Source organism: Methylocystis sp., assembly GCF_021731785.1.
In the GTDB taxonomy this organism is placed as follows: domain Bacteria; phylum Pseudomonadota; class Alphaproteobacteria; order Rhizobiales; family Beijerinckiaceae; genus Methylocystis.
In genome coordinates, this window is sequence record NZ_JAKFWS010000043.1 from 37,968 (window position 1) to 54,313 (window position 16,346).

The window sequence follows — 16,346 nt, forward strand, 5'->3', positions numbered from 1 at the left end:
GCGGACTCACTCTGCGGCGAGTTTCACCGCATCCGGCTGGCGATATTCGGCGATCAAGCGCTCGCGCTCGGCGTCGACGGCGGCGATATGGCGTGCCTTGACATGGCCGAAGCCGCGAATGTGCTCCGGCAGGCGCGCAAGCGCGACCGCGCTCGCATGATTTTCTCGCGCGAGCGAAACGGAAAACTCATCGAGCAGCGCTTCATAATCCGCGAGCAGCCCTCGCTCGACCACGCGATCGTGATCAAAGCGGAAGACATCGATCCATGTGTTGCGCAAGCCTTTCATCTTCGCCAGCACGCGCAGCACCTTGAACATCCACGGACCGAAGGTGAACTTGCGCGAACCGCCGAAGTCGGTCTTGCGCTGCAGCGACGGGACACTGGGCGCAAGATGCAACTCGAGGCGCAGCTCGCCTTCAAAGGTTTCGTCGAGCTGGCGCCGAAAGGCGCCGTCGGTGTAAAGCCGTGCGACCTCGTAATAGTCTTTCGCCGCCATCAGCTTGAACAGATAGCGCGCGACCGCCTCCGTCAACTCGCGCGAACCCGGCGCGCGACGGGCTTCGAGCTCGGCGATCTTCTCGACGCGACGACGATAGCGGGCAGCGTAGGCTTCATTCTGATAATCGACCAGAAACGCCGCCCGACGGCTGATGACCTCATCGAGCGACTTCGATTTTTCGCGATTGCGACTAGGCTGGCGCAGCGACTCGACGACAGCCAGCACGCTGTTCAGATCATGCGCCGCGCGCCGACCCCAGTGGAAGGCGGAATGATTCATCGCCACGGATTCGCCGTTCAACTCGATGGCGCGCAGGATCGCGGCGTCCGACAGCGGCAGATAGCCCTTCTGCCAGGCGTAGCCGAGGATGAAAATATTGGCGGCGATCGAGTCGCCGAGCAGCGCCTGGGCGAGCGCCGTCGTATCGATGAAGGTCGACTCAGGTCCGCCTGCGCGGCGGATCGCCTGCTTGATTTCCTCCGACGGCAGGACGAAGTCGGGATTGCGTTCGATGTCGCCGGGAAACACCTCGGCGCAATTGACGAGCACCGCCGTCTTGCCGTGCTCGACGGCGGCGAGCACCTGCTTGGCGCCGGCGACGACGAGGTCGCAGCCCAGCATCAGATCGGCTTCGCCCGCGGCGATGCGGATGGCGTGAACCTCCGCCGGCGTGCGGCCGATCTTCACGTGGCAGTAGACCGCCCCACCCTTCTGCGCGAGGCCGGCCATGTCAATAACGCCGACGCCTTTACCCTCGAGATGCGCTGCCATGCCGAGAATGGCTGAAACGGTGACGACGCCGGTCCCGCCCAGCCCCGCAATGAGGACGCCATAGGGCAAGGCGCCGATCTCGGCGATGCGAGGCGCCGGCAGCGCAGGCTGTCCATTGGCGTCGGGCTTTGAGGGCAACGGCGCCTTTTTCATCCGCCCGCCATGTACGGTGACAAAGCTTGGACAGAATCCTTCGAGGCAGGAAAAATCCTTGTTGCAGGCGGATTGATCGATTCGCCGCTTGCGGCCGAATTCGGTCTCGACCGGCTGCACCGCGACACAGTTCGACGCCGTGCCGCAGTCGCCGCAGCCTTCGCACACGAGCTGGTTGATGATGACGCGCGAGTCCGGATCGGTCATCAGCCCGCGCTTGCGCAGGCGACGCTTTTCTGTGGCGCAGGTCTGATCATAGATCAGTATGGTGACGCCTTCCGTCTGCGCCAGTTCGCGCTGCACCTCATTGAGCACGTTGCGGTGATGGATCGTCAGACCCGGCGGCCAGTCGATCGTCGGCGCATATTTGCCGGGTTCGTCGGTCACCAGCGCGATTTTCTTCACGCCTTCGGCCGCGACCTGTCGCGCGATCGTTTCGACGGTCAATTCGCCTTCGTGCTGTTGGCCGCCCGTCATCGCGACGACGCCATTGAAGAGAATTTTGAAGGTGATGTTGGTGTTGGTCGCGACAGCGAAGCGGATGGCGAGCGATCCCGAATGATTATAGGTGCCGTCGCCGAGATTCTGAAACATATGCTTGCGCGTCGAGAACGGCGCCTCGCCGATCCAGTTCGCGCCTTCGCCGCCCATATGAGTGTAGCCTTCAGTCGAGCGGTCCATCCACTGCGCCATGTAATGGCAGCCGATGCCGGTATAGGCGCGTGAGCCCTCGGGCACATGGGTCGATGTCGAATGCGGACAGCCGGCGCAGAAATGCGGCACGCGGACGGTGACGTCGGTCATCGTCCGGCGGCGGTCCTGCAGTCTCTCGAGCCGGCGCACGCGCGCCTCCAACTCCTCCAACGGGTGGTATTTCAGCAGGCGGCGGCCGATGGCGATGGCGACGTCATTGGCGTCGAGCGCGCCCTTGACCGGGAATAGCCATTCGCCGCGCTCATCCTTCTTGCCGATGCAGAGCGGCTGATGCGCAGCGCCGTAAAGCTCCTCGCGCAACTGCACTTCGATCAGCGAGCGTTTTTCTTCGACGACGATGATGAGGTCGAGGCCGCGCGCGAATTCTCGCAGGCCCTGCGGCTCAATCGGCCATGGCGCCGCGATCTTGTAAAGGCGCAGACCCAGATCGTTCGCCTTGACTTCGTCGAGGCCGAGATCGTCCATTGCCTGACGCACGTCGAGATAGGACTTGCCGACGGTGATGACGCCGATCTTCGGATTAGCGCCGCCGGACGTGATGATTCGATTCAATCGATTGGCGCGGATGAAGGCGAGCATCGCATCGCGCTTGCTTTCCTGCAGTCGCTCTTCCTGAGCGAGAACCGGATCGCCGGGGCGGATGTTGAGCCCGCCGGGCGGCATGAAGAAGCCCGGGGGGACGATCGGGCGGATACGGTCGAGCGAACTGTCGATCGAGGCCGTCGATTCGACCGTATCCTTGAGGAGCTTCAGCCCGACCCAGACGCCGGCGAAGCGCGACAGTGCGAAACCGTAAATCCCGTAGTCGAGAATCTCCTGCACGCCGGCCGGCGACAGGATCGGGATCATTACGTCGACGAAATGATAGTCGGACTGGTGCGCGGTGGTCGAGGATTCGGCAGTGTGATCATCGCCCATGAGCGCCAGCGCGCCGCCGTAGCGCGCCGTGCCGGCGAGGTTGACATGTCTGAATGCGTCGCCGCTCCGGTCAACGCCGGGACCTTTGCCGTACCAGAGCGAGAAGACGCCGTCATATTTGCCTTCGCCGCGCATCTCGGCCTGCTGCGCGCCCCAGATCGCGGTCGCCGCCAGATCTTCGTTGAGTCCCGGCATGTATAGAATATCATTGGCCTCGAACAGCGCCTTGGCCTTGTGCATTTGCGCGTCGACGCCGCCCAGAGGCGAGCCGCGGTATCCGGTGACGAAGCCCGCGGTGTTCAGGCCGGCGCGGCGGTCAGCCTCCTTCTGCATAAGGAGCAGACGCACAAGCGCCTGCGTGCCGGTGATCAGCACGCGCGATTTGTGGAGGTCAAATCGGTCTGAGAGCGACGCCTCGGCGAAGGCGGAGCCGGTCATTGCGTCGCCGGCGGCGATTTCCGCCATTAGTGTGCTCTCCTGCGCGAATTCGGCGAAGCGCGCTTGGGACTCTTGCGCTCACACGCTAAAAGAAAAGGATCAACCCGTGAACGAATCCGGTTTAACGACCCAGCCGTCGAGGCCTTCCCTCGCACAGCGCCCCGCCGGCGCCGACTCTGCACCAGCCACCTTATGCCACAGGCAAGCGCCTTTTCAAGGACGGATCTCCTAGCATGCACAGGCTCGAAGCGGGAGTCTGCGCCGCGTTTCTGCCGCCTTCGCCGCCTAAGCGCGAGACCAGTATGAAGCTGAAAATCAACTCGATTCTTATCCTTTTCACGACGGTGATGGGTATTGGGACGGCGTCCGCCCACCCTCACGTATGGGTCGCGGTGCGCAGCGAAGTCGTATTCGCGCCAGATGGCAAGATCGCCGGCGTTCGGCACGCCTGGGAGTTCGACGAAATGTATTCGGCCTATGCGGTGCAGGGCCTCGGAAAGGATGGCAAGCCGCCCACCAAGGAAGAACTTGCGCCGCTCGCCAAAACGAACGTCGAGTCGCTGGCCGAATTCGAATTTTTCACCTTCGCTAAGCAGGACAACGCCAAGCTCGCGTTCAAACAGCCGGAGAATGTGGCGCTCGAAGCCAATGACAAGAAGATCGTCACCCTGCGCTTCTTCCTGCCGCTGGAGACGCCGATCGCGGCCAAGAAGCCGTTCTCCTTTCAGGTCTATGACCCGACATATTTCGTCTCCTTCGGACTCGAGAAGAAAGATCCCGTCGCGCTCGCGGGAGCGCCGGCCGGGTGCTCGCTCAGCCTTGTCGAACCTGCGCCGCTCATGGCGACCGACAACCAGAAACTGAGCGAAGCTTTCTTCCAAAACATGTCGCCGGGCGCCGATTTCGGCGTGAGGCTGGCGACGCGCGCGATCGTGGTCTGTCCGTGAGGACTAGGGAAAGGGTCTTTTGGATCGCCTTAACGGCTGCGGCGATCGCCACCATCGCGGCTTCATCGGCATGGTGCGCGCCCCGTCATCCCTTCGCGGTGGGGGCGCAAGAATCGATTGGGACGGCGACAGGCTTCGCGGGGCTGGTTCTGGCCTGGCAAAGCAAGTTCCAGGCTGAGCTGCAGGCCGCGGTGCGGGCGCTTAAGACCGATCCTTCCGCATTTTTCGCCCTCGCCGCGGCGAGCTTCGCCTATGGCGCTTTTCACGCCGCCGGTCCCGGCCACGGCAAGGCGGTGCTTGCGTCTTACATGCTCGCCAATGAAACCGCGCTAAGACGCGGTCTGCTGCTCGCGGGGCTCGCTGCGCTGCTGCAAGGGCTGGTCGCGATCGCCATCGTCGGAGCCGCCGCGGCGATATTCCGCGCGACCGCTAACCAGATGAGCGACGCGACGCGCTTGATCGAGCTTGCGAGCTATACGGCGGTCGCGGCGCTCGGCGCACGCCTTGCCTGGGTGAAAGGGCGCGCATTGTCGGTGGCTCTCCGCATGCCCGCAATCGCGCCGACGGCGCGCGGCTTCGTCTGCGAAGCGATTGACGACCCGACGCATGTGCATGACGAGACCTGCCGCCATGCGCCGGACCCCTCGACGTTGGCAGGGCCAAAGTTCCGCCTCGCCGACGCGGCGGCGACTGTCGTCGCCGCCGGCCTGCGCCCCTGCTCGGGAGCGATTCTCGTCCTGGCGTTCACCCTGTCGCAGGGGCTTTTCGCCGCGGGCGCCGGAGCGGTCATCGCCATGTCGGCCGGGACCGCGATGACGACGGGCGCGCTCGCTGCGACGGCGGTTTACGCCAAGGGCGCAGCGGTACGGCTTGGGGCGAAGGATTCGCGCCGCGCGATCATCATCGCGCGCGGGGGCGAGTTCATCGCCGCAATGCTGGTTCTGGCGCTCGGCGTTACGCTGCTCTTCGGCCTCGCGCCGATTTCGGCAGGATCGACGTGACGCCGCTCGCGATGCAACATAATGATTGCGGCGGGAGTGGCATCATACGACGCTGGATGCGCTATCTTGAACAGAAGCAAATAGGCGAAGCGGACGATTCGCGATCCGCGATCATGCCGACTCGCGGAGGTCCAAGACGACAATGACGAGCGTGGAACAACGAGAGGACCCCTACGCGAAGCGGCCATGGCTGTCGTCGTACCCCGACGGCGTTCCAGCGGAGATCGATGAATCGAGCTATTCGACGCTGGTCAATATATTCAACGCGAGCGTTGTGGACTTCGCCGACCGAACCGCGATGGAGAGCTTTGGCGCGACGCTCACCTTCGAGGAACTCGGTCACGCCGCCGTCGCGGTCGCCGCCTGGCTGCAGACACGAGGGTTGAGGAAGGGCGATCGGGTCGCGATCATGTCGCCGAACGTGCTCGCTTACCCTGCAATCCTGTTCGGCGTCTTGATCGCGGGCGGGGTCGTGGTGAACGTCAATCCGCTGTATACGTCACACGAGCTCGAACACCAGATGAACGACTCGGGCGCGCGATTCTTGTTCGTCTTCGAAAACTTCGCGCATACCGCAGCGGCCGCGTGGCCGCAAATGAAACTCGAGCGCGCGATCATCGTAAAGCCCGGCGATCTCATGGGTCTGCGCGGCGCGCTCGTCAATTTCGTTTTGCGCTGGGTCAAACGCATGGTCCCCGCTTATCGCCTGCCGGGATGCGTCGGATTCGCGCAAGTGTTGCAAGCAGGGGCGGAGGAGCCGTTCAAACCGGCCCCGGTGAAGCCGGACGACATCGCCTTTCTGCAATATACCGGCGGCACGACCGGCGTCGCCAAGGGCGCCATGCTGCTACATCGCAATGTCGCCGCCAATGTCGAGCAGTCGTGGGCCTGGCTCAAACCCTATCTGGCCGACAAGCCGCTGATCATGGTGACGGCGCTGCCGCTCTACCACATATTCGGTCTGACCGCCTGCCTGCTTCTGGTGGTGAAGGCCGGCGGTTGCTGCCTGCTCATCGCCAATCCGCGGGACATCAAGGGCCTCATCGCGACGCTGCGCAAATCGACGTTCACGCTCTTCTCGGGCGTCAACACGCTCTATGCGGCGATCGCCGATCATTCTGCGGCCAAGTCGGTGGACTATTCCAGTCTTCTCCTCACCATCTCGGGCGGCATGTCGACCCAGGAAGTCGTGGCGCAGAAATGGAAGGCTTTGACTGGCAAGCCGATCGTCGAAGGCTACGGACTGACCGAGACGTCGCCGATCGTCACGATCAACAAGCCGACGATCGCCGAATTCACCGGCGGGATCGGCTATCCCGTGCCATCGACGGAAATCTCGGTGCGTTCGCCCGAGGGCGAGCCCGTTGCCCTTGGCGAGCGCGGCGAACTCTGCATCAAGGGGCCGCAATTGATGGGGGGCTATTGGCGCAGGCCGGACGAAACCGCAAATGCGCTGACGGCCGACGGATTTCTCAAGACCGGCGATATTGCCGTGATGGCGCCCGACGGGCTCATCAAGATCGTCGATCGATTGAAGGACATGATCCTTGTCTCGGGTTTCAACGTCTATCCCAATGAAGTCGAATCCGTGCTGATCGAACACCCGAAAGTCAAGGAGGTGGCGGTCATCGGCGTGCCGCACGAACATTCCGGCGAAGCGCCGATGGCGTTTGTCGTGGCGCGCGATCCAAGCCTCACGCGCGAGGAGTTGCGCGCGTTCGCGCATGAGCAGCTGACGAGCTACAAGATTCCGCGCTATTTCGAATTTCGCGAGAGCCTGCCCAAGAGCAACGTCGGAAAAATCCTGCGGCGCGCGCTGAAGGAAGAATTTCTCGCGCGCAAGAAAACCGTCCCCGACGAGGGACGCGGCAAGAGCGTGAGAACCGAACTTGGGCGCTAGCGCCCGCCAAAACGGTCCGCCGCCTCGCTGATCGCGTCATAGGCGAGATCGAGTTCGGCTTCCTCGACGCAGTATGGCGGAAAGACATAGATCGTCGGGCCGAGCGGGCGCAGCACAAGGCCCCGCTCGTTGAAGAAGCGCATGAGATCGAGCGCGATCGTCGCCAGATAACCGCCTTGCGCGACATTGAGATCGACCGCAGTGATAATTCCAAGCCGGCGGGCGTTCGAAAAGCGCGCGTCATCGGCAAAGCGCGCTAAGCGCGTCGCCTGCATGTCGCAAAGCGCCGCGACGCGGGTGGCGGGTTCGCCCGTCGCCCACACGTCGAGATTGGCGAGCGCGGCGGCGCAGGCGATCGGATTGGCGGTATAGGAGCTCGAGTGAAAAAAAGCGCGCGCCCGATCCTGCGACAGATGCGCCTCGAAAATTTCGCTCCTGCACATTGTGACGGCGAGCGGCAGCGCGCCGCCGGTAAGACCCTTGGCGTAGCAGGCGATGTCCGGAATGACGTCCGCCTGCTCGCAGGCGAACAGCGTTCCGGTGCGTCCGAAGCCCGTCATCACTTCGTCGGCAATGAACAGCACGCCGTAATGAGCGCAGATGCGCCTCATCTCCGCGAGCGTATCGGCGCCGTACATCAGCATGCCGCCGGCGCCCAAGATGAGCGGCTCGACAAGCAAGGCGGCCGGCTTGTCGCGACAGGCGCGCTCCAACGCGTCGAGCGTTTCCTGCTCGCGTCCACGCATCGGAAAAGGTATGCGCGTCACCTCGTAGAGCAATGGCTCATAAGGCGCGTTGAAAGGCGAGCGCGCGCCGGCCGACATCGTTCCAATCGTATCGCCATGATAGCCATGTTCGAGCGCAACGACGCGCGTGCGCGAGTCTCCACGATTGCGCCAGAAGCCGAGCGCCATCTTGATCGCTACTTCGACGCAGGTGGAGCCGCTGTCGGAATAAAACACATAGTCGAGCCCCGGCGGCGTCAGCGTAACGAGGCGCCGCGCTAGGGCCTCCGCCGGCTCATGGGTGAAGCCGGCGAAAATGATCTGATCGAGCCGTTCGGTTTCCTCGCGGATCGCCTGCATGATCGCCGGATGGCGATGGCCGTGGGTGATCACCCACCAGGACGAGATGGCGTCGAGAAAGCGCGTGCCGTCCTCGGCTTCAAGCCAGGCGCCTTCGGCGCGCGCGATCTTGAAGGCGGCGGGCTGCAACGCATGCTGGGTGAACGGCCGCCAGACCGGAGAGTCGGCGACGAGGCTCATGCGCCGCTCCCAAAGGCGTCGCGCGCGATTGCGGCGTTGAACGCGGCTCCGAGCGTTTTCTGGTTCAAGGGATTGAGCTTCGGCAAACGGCCGAGAATGCGCACGCCGCCGATCGTCTCGATCGAGCGTTGCGCGTCGGCGTCGGCGTCGCCGACGAAAATCATTCCCGTTATCGAAACGCCGCGTCTGCGCAACGCTTCGAGCGTGAGCAGGCTGTGATTGATCGTGCCGAGGCTCGTGCGCGCGACGACAACGACGGGCAGCCGCCAGCGCTCCAGCACATCGATGGTCAGTGCGCGGTCGCTGAGCGGCGTCATCACGCCGCCCGCCGTCTCGATCACCAGCGGACCAGAGCACTGCGGCGGGTTCAGCGCCGCGGCGTCGATGTCGACGCCTTCGTCGCGGGCGGCAAGATGCGGCGAAGCGGCGCGACGCAGCCGCCACGCCTCAGTGAAAATATGATCTGCGGGCGCGCCGGAAAGCCGCGCAACGGTCTGCGAGTCCGTCTCGTCGCTGAGGCCCGCCTGCACCGGCTTCCAATAATAGGCGTCGATCGCCCCGACGATCGCGGCGGAGACGATCGTCTTGCCGACGCCGGTGTCCGTTCCGACGATGACGAAGCGGCGGTTCATGGTTCGAGCCTAGCTAACTCTTCGCCAAGATGCGCGATCATCTGCGCGACGTCTTGCTTGCGCGTATTGAGCGTCAGGGCGATGCGCAGCCGCGCGGAGCCCTCCGGCACAGTCGGCGGACGAATGGCGCGAATATCGTAACCGAGCGCCTGCAGGCGTGACGCAAGAGTCGTCGCTCGGACATCGTCGCCGACAATGATGGGTTGAATCTGGCTTCCCGACGGCTCGATCGCACAGAGGCGCCGCAGCTCGGCACCGGCGAAGTCGATGCGCGACATCAGCTCAGCGCGCCGGTCGTCGGCCGCTTCGATGATCTTGAGCGCCGCGCGCACGCAAGCGGCGATCATGGGCGATGGCGCGGTCGCGAAGATGAACGGCCGGCAGCGGTTGATCATGAAGTCGCGCAAGACGCGCGGCAGACAGAGCAGTCCGCCCGCGACTCCCAGCGCTTTGCCGCAGGTATGCAGGGTAATGACATTGTCCTTGCCTTCAAAACGCGCCGCGAGTCCGCGGCCGCCCGGACCATAGACTCCCGTCGCGTGCGCCTCGTCGATTAGCAGGAAGGCTTCGTTTTGCTCGGCGAGTGCGCACAGATCGTCAAGCCGCGCCCTATCGCCATCCATGCTGTAGAGGCTCTCGACCACGATCCAGACGCGCCCGCGCCCGCCCTTTTCGCGCCAGGCGCGGATCGCATCCTCGGCGGCGCCGACGTCATTATGCGCAAATCGCGCATTCGGCGCGCGCGCCAATCGCATGCCCTCATGAGCGCTGGCGTGCGCGAGCGCATCATAGAGAATAAGATCCTCGCGCTGAGGCGCGGTGGAAAGCAGCGCCTCATTGGCCGTAAAGCCGGCGCTGAAAAAAAGCGCGCTTTCAGCGCCAAAAAAACCCGCCGCCTCTTCTTCCAGCGCTTCATGCTCCGAATGATTGCCGCGCAAGAGCCGTGACCCGCCGGCGCCGACAGGAACGCCGCGCGCAAGCGCCGCGCTCACCGCCTCGGCGAGTTCCGGCGATTCGGCGAGCGCCAGATAGTCGTTCGACGCGAAATCCATCCCGACGCGCGGCGGCAGCGCGCGCAATCTGCCGCGCGCGGCGAGATCGGCGAGATCCTGCGCGTAGCGATCGAGCATGTCGGATCGATCCTTTATCAGGAGAACCGCTCCCAAGCCGCTTGGCGGGAGACGCCGAGCGCCTTGCCGATCGCCGTCCAGCTGACTTCGCGTTTGCGAAGCGCCTCGATTTGCGTGTGGATGAGCGAATGCAGCGCCGTGATGCTGGCTTCGCTCGCCTTGATCGACGACAATAATTGCTCCTCGGTGAGATCGTCCCAGCTCTTGAACGGCGAAGGCGCAGCGTCAAGGATCTTGTTGCACACGCTGACGCAGTCTTCGCAAATATAGCCGCCAGCGGCGCCACCGATGAGCCGGGCGACCTGAGTTTCCGACTTCTTGCAGAACGAGCAGCGAAGTTTACGTTTAGGCAGGGTGAGCATCGAGACCCCTCTGTCAAGGGACTCTTGACAGCCTGCGAGAAGATCGTCAAGCGCGCCTTGACGGACTCACTTGAAAACGGCGCGCCGAGACGCGATTTTATGACTCAAAGCTCTCCCGGAGCAGCCGCAATGAACGCGCCGATACGCGCCGATGCTTCGCCTTCCAGCATTCCCTGGCCGCCGATCCTGATGGCGATGACCCTCGCCGCCGGGCTTGCGCTCGACGCCGCAACCCGGGCTTCGCTCATCGATCGCGCCTCCTCGTCCCTCATACAGGTCGCCGGCGCAGCGATCGTCATGCTTGCGCTGGCCAATGATGTCTGGTGCTTTCGCATTCTGTCGCGCCATCAAACGACGATCCTGCCGCATCGCGCGGCGTCTTTTCTCGTCACAGAGGGACCGTTTCGCTTTTCGCGCAATCCAATCTATGTGTCGCATGTCGCCCTGATTTTCGGCCTGGGTCTCTTCCTCGGCTCGCCATTTACGCTGTTGTTGACGCCCGCTCTGGCGTTTGGCCTGACAAAGCTCGCCATAGAGCCGGAAGAGCGGCATCTTCTTGAGAAATTTGGCGACGACTATCGGTCCTATATGGCGCGCACGCGTCGGTGGCTTTAGACTGATGCGCGAGGGCGTTGTGAACGAGGCGGCAAGTATGAACGCTCAAACACCGTTACCGGGCGGCGAACGCCTCGACTTCACGGTCCGCGGCATGACTTGCGCCTCCTGCGTGTCGCATGTCGAAAAGGCGCTTGCGCATACGCCGGGCGTGAACGCCGCCAGCGTCAATCTCGCCACTGAACGGGCGGAGGTTTCGCTCGCGCCCGGGGCCAGCCTTACGCAAATCGTGAAATCAGTCTCGGACGCAGGCTACGAGGCGGTCGTCGAGACGATCGAGATCGGCGTCGGCGGGATGACCTGCGCCTCCTGCGTGTCGCATGTTGAAAAAGCGCTGAGCGCCGTTCCGGGCGTGCTTGAGGCGAAGGTCAATCTCGCGACAGAACGCGCATCCGTGCGCGCCCTCTCTGGCCCCGGCCTTACCGACCGTCTGCGCCGCGCCATCTCGCAGGCCGGCTATGAGCCGCGACAGATCGAGACCGATTCAGGCGGCGCCGATCGCGAACGAGCGCGACGCGAGGAGGAAATGCGCGTGCTGCGCTTCCGCCTCATCGTCGCCGCCATTCTGACGGCTCCGATCTTCTTGGTCGAAATGGGCGGACATCTCATTCCCGCCGTTCATCACTGGACGATGGGCGTGATCGGTGAAGAGAGAATCCGCGAGATTTCCTTCCTGCTTGCCAGCGTCGTACTGTTCGGTCCCGGCCTCATTTTCTTCCTCAAGGGAATTTCGTCGCTGCTGCGGCGCCAGCCCGACATGAACGCGCTCGTCGCCACGGGCACGCTCAGCGCCTATCTGTATTCGGTCGTCGCGACCTTCGCGCCCGATGTGCTGCCGGCGGGCTCAGTGCATGTCTATTACGAGGCGGCGGTCGTCATCGTTACCCTCATCCTGTTCGGCCGCTATCTCGAAGCGCGCGCCAAAGGCCGCACGTCGGAAGCGATCCGCGCGCTGGCGCGGCTTCAGCCGAAAACCGCCCGCGTCGAGCATGACGGCGCGACCGTCGACGTCGATATCGATGACGTGCGCGTCGGCGACATCGTTCTGGTGCGGCCTGGCGAACGCATTCCGACCGACGGCGTGGTGACGCAAGGCGCGTCCCATGTCGACGAGTCGATGGTGACCGGCGAACCGGCGCCCGTCGCCAAAAGGCCGGGCGCCGCGGTCACCGGGGCGACCGTCAACGGCTCCGGCGCCTTCTCGTTTCGCGCGACCCGCGTCGGCGGGGATACGACGCTCGCCGGCATCATCCGCATGGTCGAGCAGGCGCAGGGCGCCAAGCTGCCGATTCAGGCGATGGTCGATCGCGTCACCGCCGTCTTCGTGCCGGCTGTCTTTGCGGTCGCCACGCTGACCTTCGTCATCTGGATGCTGGTTGGACCGGAGCCGCGTCTGACGTATGCGCTGGTCAACGCCGTCGCCGTACTCATCATCGCCTGCCCCTGCGCCATGGGACTGGCGACGCCGGCCGCGATCATGACCGGAACGGGCCGCGCGGCGGAGCTCGGCGTCCTGTTCCGCAAGGGCGAGGCCCTGCAAACGCTGCGCGACGTGACGCTGATTGCCTTCGACAAAACCGGCACGCTCACTTATGGCAAGCCGCGCCTGACCGATCTCGTCGCGACCCCCGGCAAGAAGGAGAACGAGCTTCTGCGGCTTGCCGCAAGCGTCGAGGCACAGTCGGAACATCCCGTGGGCGCCGCGCTGGTCGCCGCCGCCAAGGCCGCAGATCTGACGCTTTCGCCCTGCGCCGACTTCAAATCCGTCGCCGGCATGGGGGTCACGGGTATCGTCGACCGCAAGACCGTCGCCATCGGCGCCGAGCGCTACATGACGACGCTCGGCGTCGACGCGACGTCCTTCGCGCAGGACGCGCAGAGGCTCGCCGAGGAAGGAAAGACGCCGCTTTACGTCGCGGTCGAGGGGAAGCTTGGCGCGATACTCTGCGTCGCCGACGATCTTAAGCCGACGAGCCGCGCGGCGATCGACGCGATTCATTCGATCGGCGTGAAGACGGCGATGATCACCGGCGACGACGAGCGCACGGCGAAAGCCATCGCCGCGAGACTCGGAATCGACGAGGTCGTCGCCGGAGTTCTTCCTGACGGAAAAGTCGCGACGCTCGAACGTCTGCGAGAGGCCAACAAAATCGCTTTCGTCGGCGACGGCGTGAATGACGCGCCGGCGCTTGCGGCCGCCGACGCCGGGATCGCGATCGGCACAGGAACCGACATTGCGATCGAAGCGGCCGACGTGGTGCTGATGTCGGGCGATCTCGCCAAGGTTCCGGCGGCGCTCGCGATTTCGCATGCGACGATGCGCAACATCCAACAGAATCTGTTCTGGGCGTTCGGCTACAATGTCGTGCTGATACCGGTTGCGGCGGGCGCGCTCTATCCGGTGAACGGCATGCTGCTCTCGCCGATGTTCGGCGCAGCGGCCATGGCGTTGTCCAGCGTTTTTGTGCTCACCAATGCGCTGCGCCTGCGCCGATTCGAGCCCCCGGTCGTTTCGGGCGCCGACGCCGCCGAGCAACCGTCGCCGATCGAACCAGAAGCGGCGGAAAACGAAATCAAGGAGGAAGCGATGACGACATTCAATGTGAAGGACATGACCTGCAATATGTGCGTGAAGCATGTCACCAAGGCGGTGCAATCGGTTGAGCCGAACGCCGACGTCAAAGTCGATCTCAGCACGGGCAGGGTCGATGTGACGCCGTCGCCGAAGGACGCTGAGGCGCTCGCCAAGGCGATCACCGAAGCCGGCTACCCGGCGCAGGTCGCCGCGTGAGTTTCGCGACGAACCACGGCGCGCGCGCGCCATGACAGGCTCCGCGACGCGCTCGCTTGCCGGCAGGACGCTCTTCATTACCGGCGCCAGCCGCGGCATCGGCCTCGCCATTGCGATGCGCGCCGCGCGCGACGGCGCCAATGTCGTGGTCGCAGCCAAGAGCGTGACGGAAAACCCGAGAATTCCGGGCACGATCTACACCGCCGCAGCCGAGATCGAAGCGGCGGGTGGACAGGCGCTCGCCGTCCCCTGCGACATTCGCTTCGAGGATCAGGTGGAAGCGGCGGTCAATCAAGCCGTGTCATGCTTTGGCGGCATCGATATCCTGGTCAACAACGCCAGCGCCATCGATCTGCGCGGTATCGACGCGCTCGACATGAAACGCTTCGATCTGATGCATCAGATCAATGCGCGCGGAACCTATCTTTGCTGCAAGGCGGCGCTGCCGCATCTGCGCAAATCCGACAATCCGCACATTTTGACGCTTTCACCGCCGGTGGATTTGAATCCCAAATGGTTTTCTCCCAACCTCGCCTACACAATGTCGAAATATGGGATGAGCCTCGTGACGCTCGGCCTCGCAACGGACCTCGCGGCCGACGGCGTCGCCGTGAATTCGCTGTGGCCGGAGACCGCGATCGCGACGGCCGCGGTCGGCAATCTGCTCGGCGGCGAGGAACTGCTGCGCCGGTCGCGCAAGCCCGAGATCGTCGCCGACGCCGCGCACGCCATTCTCGTTCGTCCGGCAAAGGACTGCAGCGGCAATTTCTTCATCGATGTGCAGGTCTTGAAGAAAGAAGGCATGACCGACTTCTCGACCTACGCCGTCGATTCCAGGGTCGACGCCGCGCTGGACTTCTTTCTCGACGCGCCGATCACCGCCAGGGTGGCGAAATTGGCGTTTCACCCCGATAAATAATTACGCCAAGGCGGCTGCGCCCGCAGCGATCGTATAGGCGCCGACCGCGGCGACGATCGCGCCGGAGAGATAGGGCGCGCGCGCCGCGAGGGCTTCAATGTCCGGCCAGCGCGAAGCGGCGTGACGCAGGCCAAGCGCCGCCGCCACCCCGACCAGCACGAGGGTCAGCGCCAGACCGACGCTGAAGCACAGCACCAGCAGCGCCCCCAGTCCGATGCGCCCGACCTGCAGGCAAAGGAGAAGCACAGTGATCGACGCCGGACAGGGAATGAGCCCCCCGGTCAGGCCGAACAGAATGATCTGTCCGGTGGTCACCCGGCGATTGGCGAAACGCCGCTCAATATCCAACGCATGTTGGCGCTCATGCGCGTCAGCGTAGACGGTCGGATCGACGTCAAGGAGCTCGCTTTCGAATTCCTCTTCCTCGTGACTGTGAGGGAGGCCCTCGTCATGGGCATGAACATGCGCGCCGCCATGCGCATGCCCATGCGCTGCTGCGGCGGCGGGAAGCGGGCCGCTCTCATGCGCCGGCGTCGTCACGGGTCTGCTGGCCGCAATATCGCGCCAGCTTCGCCAGATCATCCAGAGAGCGACGGCGATGATCAGCGCGCCTGAAACGATCTGCAGATAGGGTTCGTTCGCTTCGACGTTGAGTTGAGCGCCGAAATAGAGTCCCGTCAGCGCGATCGCCCAAACAATCGCCGTGTGCGAGATCGTCGCCGCGAGTCCAAGCAGCACCGCCTGCGCCACCGTGCCACGAATCGCAACGATGAACGCCGCCATCATCGTTTTCGAATGACCGGGTTCGAGCCCGTGCAGGGCGCCCAACGCCACAGCGCTCGGCGCGAAAATCCAGGCGTTCTCCGTGCCGGCGCGGAAGACTTCGGCAAGATCGGACATTGGGGCGGCGCGGGCTCCTCGGGCGCGGTGTCAAAGGCGATAAGCGAGCGGAGACCGGCTTTACGGCGTCGACGGCTCCGCCGATCTCCAGGGAGCCCCGCCATTTTATAATGAGCGCAGCCCGACGAAACAAGCGCAGTAGAAGAATGCGCAACGTCGAGTCGTTGCGCCGAAAGCAACGACGAACGCGACTGACGCCCGTTACTGCCCGCGGCAAAATTCGTCGGGCCGAGATCACGCTGGACGGCCTCCGCAGCGACGTGCGGCGCATTGGAGGCTATGTCGGTCTGCGCGGGTTGTCATAGAAAAACCCCCGGCTTTGTGGGCCGGGGGCTCTTTATTTCAATTCGTCAGTATCGCTTAGGGCATGTCGCCGGCGACGAACTTCG

The 16,346-nt window shown here is 64.0% G+C and carries 12 protein-coding genes; 6 read left to right on the plus strand and 6 right to left on the minus strand.

What is annotated here, in order from left to right; all coding sequences use genetic code 11:
- Positions 1-6 precede the first annotated feature (6 nt).
- On the minus strand, positions 7-3,522 hold the full coding sequence (locus QZ964_RS08860) for an indolepyruvate ferredoxin oxidoreductase family protein (protein ID WP_292531066.1): 3,516 nt from the start codon (positions 3,520-3,522) through the stop codon (positions 7-9).
- 206 nt (positions 3,523-3,728) lie between these two features.
- Between QZ964_RS08860 and QZ964_RS08865 the strand changes: the two genes are divergently transcribed.
- The 3 genes from QZ964_RS08865 to QZ964_RS08875 all read left to right on the plus strand — a co-directional run bounded on the left by QZ964_RS08865 (position 3,729) and on the right by QZ964_RS08875 (position 7,343).
- Positions 3,729-4,442 (plus strand): DUF1007 family protein, encoded by a 714-nt coding sequence (locus tag QZ964_RS08865; protein WP_292531067.1) that lies wholly within the window; start codon positions 3,729-3,731, stop codon positions 4,440-4,442.
- Entirely contained in the window at positions 4,439-5,443 is a 1,005-nt protein-coding gene (locus QZ964_RS08870; protein ID WP_292531068.1) for a high frequency lysogenization protein HflD, read from the plus strand. The genes QZ964_RS08865 and QZ964_RS08870 overlap by 4 nt, the downstream gene beginning before the upstream one ends.
- Before the next feature lie 142 nt (positions 5,444-5,585).
- Entirely contained in the window at positions 5,586-7,343 is a 1,758-nt protein-coding gene (locus QZ964_RS08875) for an AMP-binding protein (protein ID WP_292531069.1), read from the plus strand.
- Here QZ964_RS08875 and QZ964_RS08880 read toward each other — a convergent pair.
- From QZ964_RS08880 to QZ964_RS08895, 4 genes are read right to left on the minus strand one after another with little or no spacing between them, the layout of a single operon-like run.
- Entirely contained in the window at positions 7,340-8,608 is a 1,269-nt protein-coding gene (locus QZ964_RS08880; protein WP_292531070.1) for an adenosylmethionine--8-amino-7-oxononanoate transaminase, read from the minus strand. The two genes, QZ964_RS08875 and QZ964_RS08880, sit on opposite strands and share 4 nt — an antisense overlap.
- Positions 8,605-9,240 carry a dethiobiotin synthase gene (bioD, locus tag QZ964_RS08885; protein WP_292531071.1) on the minus strand — a complete coding sequence of 212 codons (636 nt, stop codon included), beginning with the start codon at positions 9,238-9,240 and terminating at the stop codon, positions 8,605-8,607. The genes QZ964_RS08880 and bioD overlap by 4 nt, the downstream gene beginning before the upstream one ends.
- A complete protein-coding gene (locus QZ964_RS08890) occupies positions 9,237-10,370 on the minus strand; it encodes an 8-amino-7-oxononanoate synthase (RefSeq protein ID WP_292531072.1) in 1,134 nt (377 codons plus the stop codon). Before QZ964_RS08890 ends, bioD begins: the two co-directional genes overlap by 4 nt.
- Positions 10,371-10,387: 17 nt before the next feature.
- Positions 10,388-10,732 carry a ClpX C4-type zinc finger protein gene (locus QZ964_RS08895; protein WP_292531074.1) on the minus strand — a complete coding sequence of 115 codons (345 nt, stop codon included), beginning with the start codon at positions 10,730-10,732 and terminating at the stop codon, positions 10,388-10,390.
- 129 nt (positions 10,733-10,861) lie between these two features.
- Between QZ964_RS08895 and QZ964_RS08900 the strand changes: the two genes are divergently transcribed.
- The 3 genes from QZ964_RS08900 to QZ964_RS08910 are packed head-to-tail and all read left to right on the plus strand — an operon-like array spanning position 10,862 to position 15,057.
- On the plus strand, positions 10,862-11,347 hold the full coding sequence (locus QZ964_RS08900; protein WP_292531076.1) for an isoprenylcysteine carboxylmethyltransferase family protein: 486 nt from the start codon (positions 10,862-10,864) through the stop codon (positions 11,345-11,347).
- A 37-nt stretch (positions 11,348-11,384) separates the two neighbouring features.
- Positions 11,385-14,138: a heavy metal translocating P-type ATPase gene (locus QZ964_RS08905; protein WP_292531077.1), complete on the plus strand. Its 2,754-nt coding sequence runs from the start codon at positions 11,385-11,387 to the stop codon at positions 14,136-14,138.
- A gap of 31 nt (positions 14,139-14,169) precedes the next feature.
- Positions 14,170-15,057: an NAD(P)-dependent oxidoreductase gene (locus QZ964_RS08910; protein ID WP_292531078.1), complete on the plus strand. Its 888-nt coding sequence runs from the start codon at positions 14,170-14,172 to the stop codon at positions 15,055-15,057.
- Here the strand turns inward: QZ964_RS08910 and QZ964_RS08915 are convergent, their stop codons facing one another.
- Complete coding sequence (locus tag QZ964_RS08915; protein WP_292531079.1) at positions 15,058-15,957, minus strand: nickel/cobalt efflux transporter; 900 nt, start codon at positions 15,955-15,957, stop codon at positions 15,058-15,060. It lies immediately after the preceding gene.
- Positions 15,958-16,346: the final 389 nt, after the last annotated feature.